Origin of the sequence: Streptomyces sp. NPDC058674 (genome assembly GCF_042716505.1) — a bacterium.
In the GTDB taxonomy this organism is placed as follows: Bacteria; Actinomycetota; Actinomycetes; order Streptomycetales; family Streptomycetaceae; genus Streptomyces.
The window spans coordinates 87,835-101,117 of sequence record NZ_JBHXSC010000013.1; the positions used below are offsets into that span (position 1 = coordinate 87,835).

General features: G+C 74.0%; 11 protein-coding genes and 1 pseudogene. 8 read left to right on the top strand and 4 right to left on the bottom strand.

Going from position 1 to position 13,283, the window contains the following annotated elements:
• Nucleotides 1-99: 99 nt before the first annotated feature.
• The 3 genes and pseudogenes from ACFWU6_RS10010 to ACFWU6_RS10020 form a co-directional block, all read left to right on the top strand.
• Nucleotides 100-360: a hypothetical protein gene (locus ACFWU6_RS10010; protein WP_383980095.1), complete on the top strand. Its 261-nt coding sequence runs from the start codon at nucleotides 100-102 to the stop codon at nucleotides 358-360.
• Between the two features lie 135 nt (nucleotides 361-495).
• Entirely contained in the window at nucleotides 496-975 is a 480-nt protein-coding gene (locus tag ACFWU6_RS10015) for a hypothetical protein (RefSeq protein WP_383980099.1), read from the top strand.
• 228 nt (nucleotides 976-1,203) lie between these two features.
• Nucleotides 1,204-1,314, top strand: a pseudogene (locus ACFWU6_RS10020) (formylglycine-generating enzyme family protein); the annotation flags it as partial.
• Here the strand turns inward: ACFWU6_RS10020 and ACFWU6_RS10025 are convergent.
• Both ACFWU6_RS10025 and ACFWU6_RS10030 read right to left on the bottom strand, forming a co-directional pair.
• Nucleotides 1,295-2,077, bottom strand: a complete 783-nt coding sequence (locus ACFWU6_RS10025; protein ID WP_383798635.1) for a hypothetical protein — start codon at nucleotides 2,075-2,077, stop codon at nucleotides 1,295-1,297. The pseudogene ACFWU6_RS10020 and the gene ACFWU6_RS10025 sit on opposite strands and share 20 nt — an antisense overlap.
• A gap of 217 nt (nucleotides 2,078-2,294) precedes the next feature.
• Nucleotides 2,295-4,514 carry an NADP-dependent isocitrate dehydrogenase gene (locus ACFWU6_RS10030; protein WP_383980104.1) on the bottom strand — a complete coding sequence of 740 codons (2,220 nt, stop codon included), beginning with the start codon at nucleotides 4,512-4,514 and terminating at the stop codon, nucleotides 2,295-2,297.
• Nucleotides 4,515-5,030: 516 nt separating this feature from the next.
• Between ACFWU6_RS10030 and sigK the strand changes: the two genes are divergently transcribed.
• Nucleotides 5,031-5,555 carry an ECF RNA polymerase sigma factor SigK gene (gene sigK, locus ACFWU6_RS10035; protein ID WP_383798864.1) on the top strand — a complete coding sequence of 175 codons (525 nt, stop codon included), beginning with the start codon at nucleotides 5,031-5,033 and terminating at the stop codon, nucleotides 5,553-5,555.
• A complete protein-coding gene (locus ACFWU6_RS10040; protein ID WP_383980111.1) occupies nucleotides 5,552-6,268 on the top strand; it encodes an anti-sigma factor domain-containing protein in 717 nt (238 codons plus the stop codon). The genes sigK and ACFWU6_RS10040 overlap by 4 nt, the downstream gene beginning before the upstream one ends.
• A gap of 18 nt (nucleotides 6,269-6,286) precedes the next feature.
• Here the strand turns inward: ACFWU6_RS10040 and corA are convergent, their stop codons facing one another.
• Together corA and ACFWU6_RS10050 are read right to left on the bottom strand one after the other, a co-directional pair.
• On the bottom strand, nucleotides 6,287-7,369 hold the full coding sequence (gene corA / locus ACFWU6_RS10045; protein WP_383980116.1) for a magnesium/cobalt transporter CorA: 1,083 nt from the start codon (nucleotides 7,367-7,369) through the stop codon (nucleotides 6,287-6,289).
• A gap of 186 nt (nucleotides 7,370-7,555) precedes the next feature.
• Nucleotides 7,556-8,473: a LysR family transcriptional regulator ArgP gene (locus ACFWU6_RS10050; protein ID WP_383798647.1), complete on the bottom strand. Its 918-nt coding sequence runs from the start codon at nucleotides 8,471-8,473 to the stop codon at nucleotides 7,556-7,558.
• A 69-nt stretch (nucleotides 8,474-8,542) separates the two neighbouring features.
• Here ACFWU6_RS10050 and ACFWU6_RS10055 point away from each other — a divergent pair, with 69 nt between their 5' ends.
• The 3 genes from ACFWU6_RS10055 (at nucleotide 8,543) to ACFWU6_RS10065 (ending at nucleotide 13,255) form a co-directional block, all read left to right on the top strand.
• Nucleotides 8,543-9,166: a LysE/ArgO family amino acid transporter gene (locus ACFWU6_RS10055; protein ID WP_383798650.1), complete on the top strand. Its 624-nt coding sequence runs from the start codon at nucleotides 8,543-8,545 to the stop codon at nucleotides 9,164-9,166.
• Between the two features lie 231 nt (nucleotides 9,167-9,397).
• Complete coding sequence (gene dacB, locus ACFWU6_RS10060) at nucleotides 9,398-11,056, top strand: D-alanyl-D-alanine carboxypeptidase/D-alanyl-D-alanine-endopeptidase (protein ID WP_383798653.1); 1,659 nt, start codon at nucleotides 9,398-9,400, stop codon at nucleotides 11,054-11,056.
• A gap of 108 nt (nucleotides 11,057-11,164) precedes the next feature.
• Nucleotides 11,165-13,255 carry a discoidin domain-containing protein gene (locus ACFWU6_RS10065; RefSeq protein WP_383980120.1) on the top strand — a complete coding sequence of 697 codons (2,091 nt, stop codon included), beginning with the start codon at nucleotides 11,165-11,167 and terminating at the stop codon, nucleotides 13,253-13,255.
• The last annotated feature ends 28 nt before the right edge of the window (nucleotides 13,256-13,283 follow it).

A 13,283-nucleotide genomic window follows, 5' to 3' on the forward strand; every position in this document is an offset into this window, starting at 1 on the left:
CGCCGGCCGCTTTGCCGGGGCTCATGCGAACGGCACGGCGGCGGCCGGGGTGCGGTGCGGGCGCGGGCCGCCCTCCGACGCCGCGGCGACGCATCCGCAATGCCTTCCGCACCGCAGCGCGGGGGCACCGGCCACCGCGCCGCCGCCGGGCCGCCCCGGCGCCTCGCACCACCTGGGCACTTGCCCGGCGGCGGATCGCGCGTTCCCGACGCCGGGCGCCGTCCACCGACCGCCGTCTACGCGCCGTCCGCCATCCGGTCGAACGGGGCCGCGCAGGCCGTGGACCCGGCGGGCGGGTACCGCGTCGCGCTCCCCGGCGCCCCGGTGGACAAGGGCGCGCCGTCCGTACACGTCCCGTGATCGCCGGGCGTCGCGGGCGTTTCTCCGGAATGCGACATTCCCCTGGCCTTCCGGCTCAACTGGCGGATAATCAGCGACAAGCGGCTCGAATCATCCCTTCTGCCGCGCCTGGTCACGCATGCAATGGGGGGCATCGTGCCGATGGGGGAAATGCGACCGGCCGGCGCGTCCACGGGGCTGCTCCCGGCCACGTCCGCGGAGCTGTCCCGACTGCTGACGGCCGTCCGGCGCGGGCAGGTGGTGACCGTCACCGGGGGGTCACGCGAGCCGCGGAGCCTGCTGGTGCGCGAGGTCGCGCGGCGCCTGACGTCCAACTTCTACGACGGGGTGGCCGTCGTCGCCACCGACCCTCTGCTGGGGATGCACGGCGTCCGCGAGCTGACGGCCGCACTGGGCTGCGTACCGGGCATGCCCTTCCTGCCCTGCGGTACGGCCGATGCCGCCTCCTGGCTGGCCGAGCGGGACATGCTGCTCGTCCTGGACGGCGCCGAACTGCTCGGACCGGCGGCACGGGCCTGGCTGCGGGACCTGCTCGCCGTGGCCCCGGGGCTGCGGATCCTCGCCACCGGGCGGGCGGCGCTCGGCTTCGGGCAGGAGCGGGTCCACCGCATCTGACGCCGCCTCCGACGCCCTGTCGGGCACCGGAGCCGACGGGGTGGCCGACGGACTGGCCGACACGGGTCCCGATGCCGGAGCGGACGGTCCCGGAGGCCGGCCGCGCAGGCTCCGCCGCTCCGCGTTACGTGCGCGGCACACCGCCGCCATGGTGTCGCCACGGCGCCACCACAGGGCTGCCACAGCCCGCCCGTAGGGTCTGACCTGCGGCTTCGGCGACCCGTCGGGACGTACTGCACCCGCTACCGGGTCTCGGCCCGCACCAGCAACACCCCGGACAGCTCGGCCGGGAACATCGGCTTCCGGGTGGCCGCCGACGTCACCGCGACTGACGGCTGAGCTGCCGCCAGGCGGGCGCCGGACAGCGTCCCTGGGGCCGGGACTTGAGGAACAGCCCGTACTCCACCCGGCGCGGGGCCCGGCCGATCTCGACCCAGTGGTCGCGGCCGGAGACCTTGTCCCAGCCGTCGTTCGACAGCCGGATGTGGTCGGAGCGCCCGTCCTTGTCCTGGCTGGTGATCTGGGCGACCTCCGCGTGGTCGGAGTGCGCGGCCAGCACCACGCAGTAGTGGCGCAGCTGCCGGCCGGGGTCCTCGCGCAGCGGGACCATGGCCAGCCAGATCTCCCCCGCGGCGGGCCTGCGGGTCCGCGTCGCGGTGGCGGGCGGGCCGCCCCGGGAGCCGTCCCACCGGCGGACCGCCCCCACGAAGACCAGGGCCACCAGCCCCGCGGCCATGCTCTCGGCCACCGCCCGCACGTTCCACACCGGGTGGTCGCCGATCTGGCTCTCCGTCCACCACAGCGCGGCGGAGACGAGGGCCAGCAGGGCCGCGGCCCTGGCCAGGACAAGCCACCACAGGAAGCGGCGGCGCCGACTCGCGAACAGGGCCACGGCCAGGGCCGTGACCACGGGGAGGGCGTAGAGGACCAGGTGCTGGCCGAAGCCGCGCGGCTGCCGCGGCGGGTCCTGCTCGGCCAACAGGTCGGGCAGGCCCACCGGCAGCGACAGCAGGTAGCCGACCGTGGGCAGCACGAACAGCAACAGCAGCAGGAATCCCGCACAACCGGTTCCCGCGCGGGACGTGTCGGAGCGACGTGCCACCAAACCCCCCTGGATCAGCGTCGGTGAAGGCTAGCGCACGATCCGGCCACTCGCCCGCGGGTCCGGCACCACACCCGGGCCGACCCGCGCGCCGTGCCGTCCACCGCACGGACGTCCACCGCACCGGCCGGACCCGGACACGGGTCCGCCCCGGCCGGGCACGGGGCCGGCCGGGGCGGAACACCTCGTCTCACCGCGCGCGGGCGCGGCCGTCGGCTCAGCCGAGGGTGGCGATGGCCTGGTTGAAGGTCGCGGACGGGCGCATGATCGCCGCGGCCTTGGTGGCGTCGGGCTGGTAGTAGCCGCCGATGTCGGCCGGGGAGCCCTGCACCGCGGCGAGCTCGGCGACGATGGCCTGCTCCGACTCGGCCAGCGTCTTGGCCAGCGGGTCGAAGGCGGCGGCCAGCTTCGGGTCGTCGATCTGGCGGGACAGCTCCTGCGCCCAGTACAGGGCGAGGTAGAAGTGGCTGCCGCGGTTGTCGATGCCGCCCAGCTTGCGGCTCGGCGACTTGTCCTCGTTGAGGAAGGTGCCGGTCGCGCGGTCCAGGGTGTCGGCCAGCACCTGGGCGCGGGCGTTGCCGGTGGTGGTCGCGAGGTGCTCGAAGGAGACGGCCAGCGCGAGGAACTCGCCGAGCGAGTCCCAGCGCAGGTAGTCCTCCTTGACCAGCTGCTGGACGTGCTTGGGGGCGGAGCCGCCGGCGCCGGTCTCGAAGAGGCCGCCGCCGTTCATCAGCGGGACCACCGACAGCATCTTGGCGCTGGTGCCCAGCTCCAGGATCGGGAAGAGGTCGGTGAGGTAGTCGCGCAGGACGTTGCCGGTCACCGAGATGGTGTCCTCGCCGCGGCGGATGCGCTCCAGGGAGAAGGCGGTGGCCTCGACCGGGGAGAGGATCTTGATGGTGAGACCGTCGGTGTCGTGGTCGGCGAGGTACGTCTTCACCTTGGTGATCAGCTGCGCGTCGTGCGCGCGCTCCTCGTCCAGCCAGAAGACGGCCGGGTCGCCGGTGGCGCGGGCGCGGGTGACGGCGAGCTTGACCCAGTCCTGGATCGGGGCGTCCTTGGTCTGGCAGGCGCGGAAGATGTCGCCGGCGGCGACCTCCTGCTCCAGGACGGTGTTGCCCGCGGCGTCGACGAGGCGGACGGTGCCCGCGGAGGCGACCTCGAAGGTCTTGTCGTGGCTGCCGTACTCCTCGGCCTTCTGGGCCATGAGGCCGACGTTCGGCACCGAGCCCATCGTGGACGGGTCGAACGCGCCGTGCGCGCGGCAGTCGTCGATGACGACCTGGTAGACACCGGCGTAGCTGCTGTCCGGCAGCACGGCCAGGGTGTCGGCCTCGGCGCCGTCCGGGCCCCACATGTGGCCGGAGGTGCGGATCATCGCCGGCATGGAGGCGTCGACGATGACGTCGGACGGGACGTGCAGGTTGGTGATGCCCTTGTCCGAGTCGACCATCGCGAGCGCCGGGCCCTCGGCGATCTCGGCGTCGAAGGACGCCTTGATCGCGGCGGCGTCGGGCAGCGCGCCCAGGCCGTTCAGGATGGTGCCGAGACCGTCGTTCGGCGACAGGCCGGCCGCGGCCAGGGTCTCGCCGTAGCGGGCGAAGGTCTTCGGGAAGAAGGCGCGGACCACGTGGCCGAAGACGATCGGGTCGGAGACCTTCATCATCGTGGCCTTGAGGTGCACGGAGAACAGCACGTCCTCGGCCTTGGCGCGCTCGATCTGGTCGTTCAGGAAGGTGCGGAGCGCGTCCACGTGCAGGACGGAGGCGTCCACGACCTCGCCGGCGAGGACCGGTACGGACTCGCGCAGGACGGTGGTGGCGCCGTCGGCGGCGACGTGCTCGATGCGCAGCGTGCCGGCCTCGGCGATCACGGTGGACTTCTCGGTGGAGCGGAAGTCGTTCGCGCCCATGGTGGCGACGTTCGTCTTCGACTCGGAGGTCCAGGCGCCCATGCGGTGCGGGTGGGCCTTGGCGTAGTTCTTGACCGAGGCGGGGGCGCGGCGGTCGGAGTTGCCCTCGCGCAGGACCGGGTTGACGGCGCTGCCCTTGACCTTGTCGTAGCGGGCGCGGACCTCGCGCTCCTCGTCGGTCTTCGGGTCGTCCGGGTAGTCCGGCAGCGCGTAGCCCTGGCCCTGCAGCTCGGCGACCGCGGCCTTGAGCTGCGGGATCGAAGCCGAGATGTTGGGAAGCTTGATGATGTTCGCTTCGGGGGTCTTCGCCAGCTCGCCGAGCTCGGCGAGGGCGTCGGCGATCCGCTGGCCCTCCTCGAGGTACTCGGGGAAGCTGGCGATGATCCGACCTGCCAGGGAGATGTCACGGGTCTCGACATTCACACCGGCCGTCGACGCGTACGCCTGGATCACAGGCAGGAAGGAATACGTCGCGAGGGCCGGGGCCTCGTCAGTGTGCGTATAGATGATGGTCGAGTCAGTCACCGGATGCTCCGCTCCACAGTCTGCGTCTCTCGTCTGCAACATTGCTCGACATCAAGATATCTCGTGATCGGGCCGGTCTGGACAGCCCCCTGCCGCAAGCGCGGGGAGACGCGCGTCACGGCGGAGCGCCGTCCCCGGCGTGATCGCGCCGGGGACGGCGCTCGGTGCACTGCGGGGTATGCCGCTCAGGCGCGGGCACCGGGCGTACGCGATTCGCCCAGCCGATGGGGAAGGGGTCCCCGTACGCCTTCCGATCCTTTCCGCGGGCGACCAATCCGCACGCCCGCCCGCTCCGAAGCCAAGGTGTCCGCCGCCCGCGCCCTCGGCCGCGCCGGACCGCCGCGCCGGACCGTGGTGCCCGCCCGCGGCGCGCCGGCCCGAGGCGCCCGCCCGTAGTGAAGGAACAGCCATGACGTGTACGCGTATCCGCCCGGTCGGCCCGGGGGCGGCGGCGTGAGGCAGCAGGCCGCCTTCGGCGCACCGGACCGCTCCGGGGCCCCCGACCTCCCCGGGCTGATGGAGCGCGTCGCACGCGGCGACGAGGACTCCTTCGGCGCCCTCTACGACGTGGTCGCCGGGCCCGTCTTCGGCATCGCGGTGAAGGTCCTGCGGGACCGGGCCCAGTCCGAGGAGGTGGCGCAGGAGGTCATGATCGAGGTGTGGCGGCAGGCACCGCGCTACCGCCCGGACAAGGGGTCCGTCATGACCTGGGTGATGACCATCGCCCACCGCCGGGCGGTGGACCGGGTCCGCTCGGCGCAGGCCGCCGCGGCCCGCGACCAGGACTCCGCCGCCCGCGAGCACCGGCGCCCGTACGACGAGGTGAGCGAGCAGGTGGAGGTCCGGCTGGAGAGCGAGCAGGTGCGCCGCTGTGTGCGCGGTCTGACCGAGCTCCAGCGCCAGGCCGTCACCCTCGCCTACTACGGCGGCCTCACCTACCGCGAGGTCGCCGAGACGCTGGACACCCCGCTGCCCACGATCAAGACACGCCTGCGCGACGGACTCATCCGTCTGCGCGACTGCATGGGGGTGACCGCATGACCAACGCTTCCGACCACCTGCACGCACTGTCCGGTGCCTACGCCGTCGACGCGCTGGAGCCCGGCGAACGCGACGCGTTCGCCCACCACCTGACCCGGTGCGCGGGGTGCGCGCAGGACGTACGGGAGTTCACGGCGACGGCGGCCCGCCTGGGCTCGGCGGTCGCGCTGGCCCCGCCGCCGGACATGCGGACGGCGGTGCTGTCCCGCATCGAGACCGTACGCCAGCTCCCGCCGGCCCGGCGCGGCATGGTCACCCTGCGGCGGCGGGCGCTCCCGCTGGCCCTCGCCGCGTGCCTGGCCGCGGGGCTGGCGGGCGGCGTGGCCCTGGGCGGCGCCGAGCTGTGGCCGCGCGCGGAGTCGGGGCGCTCCGCGCAGGCCCTCCAGGACCTGGCGGCGGTGATCACGGCCCCCGACGCCCGGACGGTGAGCGGCCGGTCGGCGGACGGCGCCGCGGGGTCGGTGGTGGTGTCCGCACGGCAGGGCAGGGCGGTCTTCCTCGGTTCGGGGCTGCCGGCCGCGCCCGCGGGGAAGACGTACCAGCTGTGGTTCGCCGACGGGTCGGCGATGCGGCCCGCCGGGCTGCTGTCCGGGGACGGAGGCGTCCTGATGACCGGCTCGCCCGGCGGGGCCACGGCGGTCGGTGTGACCCTGGAGCCCGCGGGCGGCTCGGACCGGCCGACCACGGCCCCGATGATGCTGCTCACCCTGTGACCGCACGCGCTCACGCGGTCAGAGCCAGCCGTTGCGCCGGAAGCCGCGGTGGATGACGAAGCAGGCGGCCGCCATGACGGCGAGGACGAGGGGGTACCCATAGGTCCAGTGCAGCTCGGGCATGTGGTCGAAGTTCATGCCGTACACCCCGCACACCATGGTCGGCACGGCCACGATGGCCGCCCAGGCCGTGATCTTGCGCATGTCCTCGTTCTGGGCGACGGTCACCTGGGCGAGGTGGGCCTGGAGGATGGAGTCGAGCAGGTTGTCGTAGGCGCCGATCTGCTCCGTGGCCCGGGTCAGGTGGTCGGCCACGTCCCGGAAGTACGTGCGCACCTCGGGCGGGATGACCGGTATCGGCTGCGTGGCCAGCTGCTGGAGCGGGCGGCCGAGCGGCGCGACCGCCCGGCGCAGTTCCAGCAGTTCGCGCTTGAGCTGGTAGATCCGCCCGGCGTCGCCCCGGCCCCCGTAGTCGCTGAACACGGCGGTCTCGACGGCGTCGATGTCGTTCTGCACCGCGTCGGTGGCGGCCAGGTAGTCGTCGACCACGTGGTCGGCGATGGCGTGCAGCACCACCGCCGGGCCCTGGGCGAGCTGCTCCGGGGCCGCTTCGAGTTCCTCGCGGATGGGGCCGAAGGTGCCGCGTCCGCCGTGCCGGATGGTGATGACGAAGTCGTCGCCGGTGAAGGCCATCAGCTCCCCGGTCTCCACCACCTCGCTGGTCGCGGTCAGCTCCTCGTGCTCCACGTAGCGCACGGTCTTGAAGACGGAGAACAGCGTGTCGTCGTACCGCTCCACCTTGGGGCGCTGGTGGGCGTGGACGGCGTCCTCCACGGCCAGGGGGTGCAGGCCGAACAGCCCGGCCAGCCCGGTGAGCTCCTCCTGCGCCGGTTCGTGCAGGCCGATCCAGACGAAGCCGCGGCCCGTCTTGCGGACCCGGCGGAGCGCCTCCTCGACCTCGGCGCAGCCGTCCTGGCGCACGCCGTCCTGGTAGACCACGCAGTTGACGACCGCACTGCCGAGCGGGGAGCGGGCGGGGTGGCTGAGGTCGACGGCCCGCCGGTAGCCGCGGCGCACGGCCCGGCGCAGGGTGCTGAACATGGACAACGGGCTTCTCCCCTTCGGCGGATCACCGGCAAGTGTGCCATTGCCGCCGGGCGGCGCCCCCCGACCGGGCCTGCCCGCCCCGACCCCCACCGCCTGCTTCGCCCGGGCCCGCGCCGTCCTGCTCCGCCCGTCCCGCGCCGCCCTGCTCCGCCCGGCCCGGGCCGGACGGCTCGCGGCCGCTCAGGGCGTGTCCCGGGCGGGCCGGCGCAGCGCCTTCGAGGCCTCCTGTGCGATCACCGCGGCCACCGTCGACAGCACCGGGGAGTCCAGCTTCCACTGCTGCCAGTACAGCGGCACGTCCAACGGCCGCCGCGGCGCCAGCAACACCAGCTGCCCCGCCCGTACCAGGGGCCGCGCCTGCGACTCCGGCACCAGCCCCCACCCCAGCCCCGCGGCCACCGCGTCGCGGAACCCCTCCGACGTCGGCACGTAGTGCCGCAGCGGTCCGGACGCGGCCTCCGCGTCCCCGGTGAGCGCCCGTACGAACGCGTCCTGGAGCACGTCCTTCCGGTCGAACACGATCGTCGGCGCCTCCCTCAGGTCGCGTGCCGGCTCCCCCGTCAGGTACCGGGCCTTGAATCCGGGGCTCGCCACCGGCAGGTACCGGGCCAGCCCCAGCATCCGCACCGTGCACCCCGCCACCGGGTCCGGCGAGGAGGTCACCGCCGCCATCACCTGGCCCTCCCGCAGCAGCGCCGTGGTGTGCGACTCGTCCTCCCGGTGCAGTTCGAAGCAGACCACCGGCTCCTGCGGGACACGGGTCAGCGCGGGCAGGAACCAGGTGGCGAGCGAGTCGGCGTTCACCGCGATCGGCAGCCGCACCGGGCCCGCCCCGTCGGCCAGCCCCAGCTCGGCCCGCGCGTCCCGCTCCAGCCGGTACAGCTGGCGCGCGAAGCGGACCACCACCTCCCCGGATTCGGTCGCCCGCACCGGCTTCGTCCGCAACAGCAGCACCCTCCCGGTCCGCTGCTCCAGCGCCTTGACGCGCTGGCTCACGGCGGAAGGCGTCACGTGCAGGGCGGCGGCGGCCGCGTCGAAGGTGCCCTCGTCGACCACGGCCAGCAGGGTCCGGACCTGGTCCAGGGGAAGTTCATCCATCACAGGCGCTAATGGTACGTAAAAATCTTTAGCTGTACTGAAAGGGCGGCGCTGCCTACGGTCGGTGTCATGACACACGGCATCACCACGGCGGCCCTCGCCGGCTTCGGCACCGGCCTCTCCCTCATCGTCGCCATCGGCGCGCAGAACGCCTTCGTCCTCCGCCAGGGGGCCCGCCGCCACGCGGTCCTCGCGGTGGTCGCCATCTGCGCCCTGTCCGACGCCCTGCTGATCGCCCTCGGCGTCGCCGGGGTCGGCGCGTTCGTGACCGCCTGGCCCGCCGCCCTGACCGTCGTCGGTCTCGCCGGCGGCGCCTTCCTGGTCTGCTACGGAGTCCTCGCCGCCCGCCGCGTGCTGCGACCCGACCCGGGCGCGGCGCTCACCACCGAGGGGGCGGTCCCGGGCTCCGGCCGCCGCGCCGTGCTGACCTGTCTGGCCATGACCTGGCTCAACCCGCACGTCTACCTGGACACCGTCCTGCTCGTGGGTTCCCTGGCCGCCGACCGCGGGGACCTGCGCTGGGCCTTCGGCATCGGGGCCTGCCTGGCCAGCCTGACCTGGTTCGCGAGCCTGGGATACGGCGCCCGCCTCCTCAGCGGGCTGCTCGCCCGTCCCTCCGCCTGGCGGGTGCTGGACGGCTTCGTCGCGGCGACCATGGTGACCATGGGCGGCCTGCTGCTGGCCCGCGCCTGAGCACCGGCCGCCACCCCCGGGCGGGGTGCGCGGCCCGTCCGCCCGTGCCACGCTGGTCGGGGCGGCACGGCTCGGCGCGGCGCGTCGGCAGGAGGCGGACCGGTCCCGGACCCAGCGCCCGGCCCCCTCGGCGGCGGTGCGGGCGGCCGGGCCGCCCGGCGGTCGGGCTGCCGGCCGCACGGCCCGAGACGAACGGGGCGCGCCGTGGTGCGAGCGAAGAGTTCCGGATCGTTGCGACGCCGCGTGGCGGGCGGACTGTGCGCCCTGCTGCTCGTGGTCCTGGCACCGGCCGCGGCGGCCGCTCCCACTCCCCCGCCCCCCGGCGACACCGGCTCCGCCGGGCTCGACCCGCGGATCACGGACATCATGCGCAAGCCGGAGTACCGCAACGCCCGCTGGGGGCTGCTCCAGACCGGTCCGGACGGCGGCCAGCCCGTGCACAGTCTGCTCGCCGAGCAGTTCTTCGTCCCCGGTTCGACGGCGAAGCTGTTCAGCGTCTCGGGGGCGTGGGACGCCCTCGGCGGTGACCACCGGTCCGTGACCCCGGTGTACGCGGTCGGTGAGCGGCGCGGGAGCACCCTGGACGGCGATCTCGACCTGGTCGCGCAGGGCGACCTCACGATGGGCGGCAGGACCCGCCCGGACGGCACGGTCGCCTTCACCGACCTCGACCACACCTACGCGAACGACTTCCCGGGGGCCACCCTCACCCCGGAGAATCCGCTGGCCGGGATCGACGAGATCGCCCGACAGGTGCGGCGCTCCGGCATCACCCGCGTCGAGGGGGACGTGATCGTCGACGACCGGCTCTTCCTCCCCGAGCCGGTCCTGGACCCCACACCGCTCCCGATGATCGTCAACGACAACCTCATCGACCTGACGACCACCCCGGGCGACCGCCCCGGTGCGCCGGCGCGCCTGGACTGGCGCCCCAAGGTCGCCCCGTACCAGGTCACTTCGGCGGTACGGACCGTGGCGGCGGGCGAGCCGACCGCCCTCGCGGTGGCGGCCTCCGCCGACGGCACCCGGATCCGGCTGACCGGAACGATCGCGGCGGACGCCGATCCGCTGCTGCGCGTGTCGCCCATCGCCGACCCGGCGGCCTTCGGCCGCACCGCCCTCATCGAGGCCCTCGGCCGGGCCGGGGTGGAGGTGGCGGCGGTCCCCGCGGGCCCGAACCCGGCCGGCCGGCTGCCCGCTTCGTACGGGGGCCGCGACCGCGTGGCCGCGTACACCTCCCCGCCGTACGCCGAGTACGCCGAGCTGATCCTCAAGGTCAGCCACAACCTGGGCGCCAACCTCGCCGTGTGCCTGATGGCGGTCACCGCCGGCAGCAAGCAGTGCATGGACGGATTCCCGGTGCTGGCCCGCTTCCTGGACCGCGCGGACGTCGACCGCACGCAGGTGCAACTCCTGGACGGCCGCGGAAGCAACCCGGTCGACCGGGCCACACCCGCGGCCGAGGTCCAGATGCTGACGTACTGGCAGCGCACCCCGGAGGCGAAGCGCTTCCGCGAGGCGCTGCCGATCCTGGGCGTGGACGGGCTGCTGGCCGACAACTGCCGCTCCTGCCCCGCCCGCGGCAAGGTGTTCGCCAAGACGGGCGCCGTCGTCGGGCTGGACGCGCTCAACGACCGCCTGGGCGTGGGCGCGATCACCATCGCCGGCTATCTGGACCGGGGCGACGGCCGCTTCGACCCCTTCTACGCGGGCGTCAACGGCGCCGCGACCCCCACGACCGATCCGGCGGGCATCCTGGCCATCGCCGATGACCTGGCCATGATCTCCGCCTACCTGCAACAGTCGACGCCCGCACCGCCCGGCACCGGCGCCGGCACTGGCACCCGCCCCGGACCCGGACCCGGCCCCGGACCCGGACTCGACCGGTAGGACGTCTCCGTCGTCGGTGTTTCCCGCCAACTATCCTTTGCTCCGGGCGTGTTCCGACCCTCTGACCTATGTTCTACGGGCCACACCGGCCCGGCCCAGGAGGTCAGATTGCAGTCCAGGCGCTCCCTCGCCTTCATCCGCTCCTTACGGCGTTCCCATCTGCTCGTCGCCTTCGGCCTCGGCTCGCTGCTGATCGGGCTGACCCCGTGGCTCGGCGTCGTGAGCCAGGCGGCCGGGCGGGCCCCGGCGCCCCGGCCCGCGCCCTCCGACCGGCAGCCGGCGGTCCAGTCACCGCACCACGCAATCGCCCCGGCGAACGCCATGGAACCGGCCGCGCCCGTACTCGACCGGACCGGATGGACGGCCGCGGCGAGCGACGAGGAGGCCGCCGGCGAGAGCGGCCGCGCGGGCAACGTCCTCGACGGCAGCGCCGACACCCTCTGGCACAGCAAGTGGACCGGCACGCCCGCCCCGCTGCCGCACAGCATCACCATCGACATGCACCGCACCGCCGTCGTCTCCGCACTCGTCTACCAACCCCGGAAGGACGGCCCCAACGGCCGGGCGGGCACCTACGCCGTCACGGCGAGCACCGACGGCGCCACCTTCGGCACACCGGTCGCGACGGGCACCTGGCGGGACGACGACACGGTCAAGACCGCCACCTTCACCCGCGCCGCGAGCGCGCGTTTCATACGCCTGACGGTGACGTCCGAGGCGGGTGGCCGCGGCCCGTGGACCTCCGCCGCCGAGATACGCCTGAGCGGACCGGCGAGCCCGGCCGTCCACGGGGCCTGGGACCGGATCACCGGCTTCCCCCTGGTGCCCGTCGCCACCGCGGCCCTGCCGGGCGACAAGCTGCTGGCCTGGTCCGCCTACGCGGTCGACCGCTTCGGCGGGAGCAGCGGCTACACCCAGACCGCGATCCTGGACCTGAAGACGGGCAAGGTCACCCAGCGCCGGATCGACAACACCGGCCACGACATGTTCTGTCCGGGCATCGCGATGCTGGCCGACGGCCGTGTCCTGGTCACCGGGGGCAGCAACGCGGAGAAGGCGAGCGTCTACGACCCGGCCACGGACAGCTGGTCCGCGACCGCTAGCATGAACACCGCCCGCGGCTACCAGGCCATGACGCTCCTCTCCACCGGTGAGGCCTTCGTCCTGGGCGGATCATGGAGCGGAGCCGCCGGGGACAAGGCGGGCGAGGTCTGGTCGCCGGACACGCGCACCTGGCGGACCCTCCCGGGCGTCCCCGCCGCACCGGCGCAGACGGCCGACCCGGCCGGACCGTACCGCTCCGACAACCACATGTGGCTGCACGCCACTTCGGGCGGCAAGGTGCTCCAGCTCGGTCCGAGCAGGCAGATGAACTGGATCTCCACCAGTGGTGCGGGCGGCATCGCCACCGCCGGGCTCCGGGCCGACAGCCCGGACGCCATGACGGGCAACGCCGTCGCCTACGACATCGGCAAGCTGCTCACCCTGGGCGGATCACCCGCCTACGAGAAGACTCCCGCCACCCGGCGCGCGTACACCGTGGGCGTCACGGGCGGCGAGGTGCGGTCAGCGCGTACGGGGGACATGGAGCACGCCCGCGGGTTCAGCAACAGCGTCGTCCTGCCCGACGGCAAGGTGGCGGTCTTCGGCGGGCAGTCGTACCCGGTCCCGTTCAGCGACGCGACCTCCGTCCTGACCCCCGAGCTGTGGGACCCGTCGACCGGGACCTTCAGCCCGCTCGCCACCATGGCCGTTCCGCGCAACTACCACAGCGTCGCGAACCTGCTGCCGGACGGGCGGATCTTCTCCGGCGGCGGGGGCCTGTGCGGTGACTGCGCGACGAACCACCCGGACGGCGCCGTCTTCACGCCCCCGTACCTGCTCAACGCGGACGGCTCGCCGAAGCCGCGGCCGGTCATCACCGGCGGCGTACCCGCCAGGGCGGCTCCCGGCGCCTCCCTGACGGTCGCCACCCAGGCGCCGGTGGCCTCGTTCGTCCTGATGCGGGCCTCGGCCGCGACCCACTCCACCGACAACGACCAGCGCCGGGTCCCCCTGGTGTCCACGGCCACCGGCACCGGCACGTACGCGGTGTCCCTGCCCGCCGACCCGGGTGTCGTCCTGCCGGGCACCTACATGCTCTTCGCCATCGACGCCCAGGGCGTGCCGAGCACCGCCCGCTTCATCACCGTCTCCTGACCCCCGTGCGGGGTCCGGCCGCCGCAAC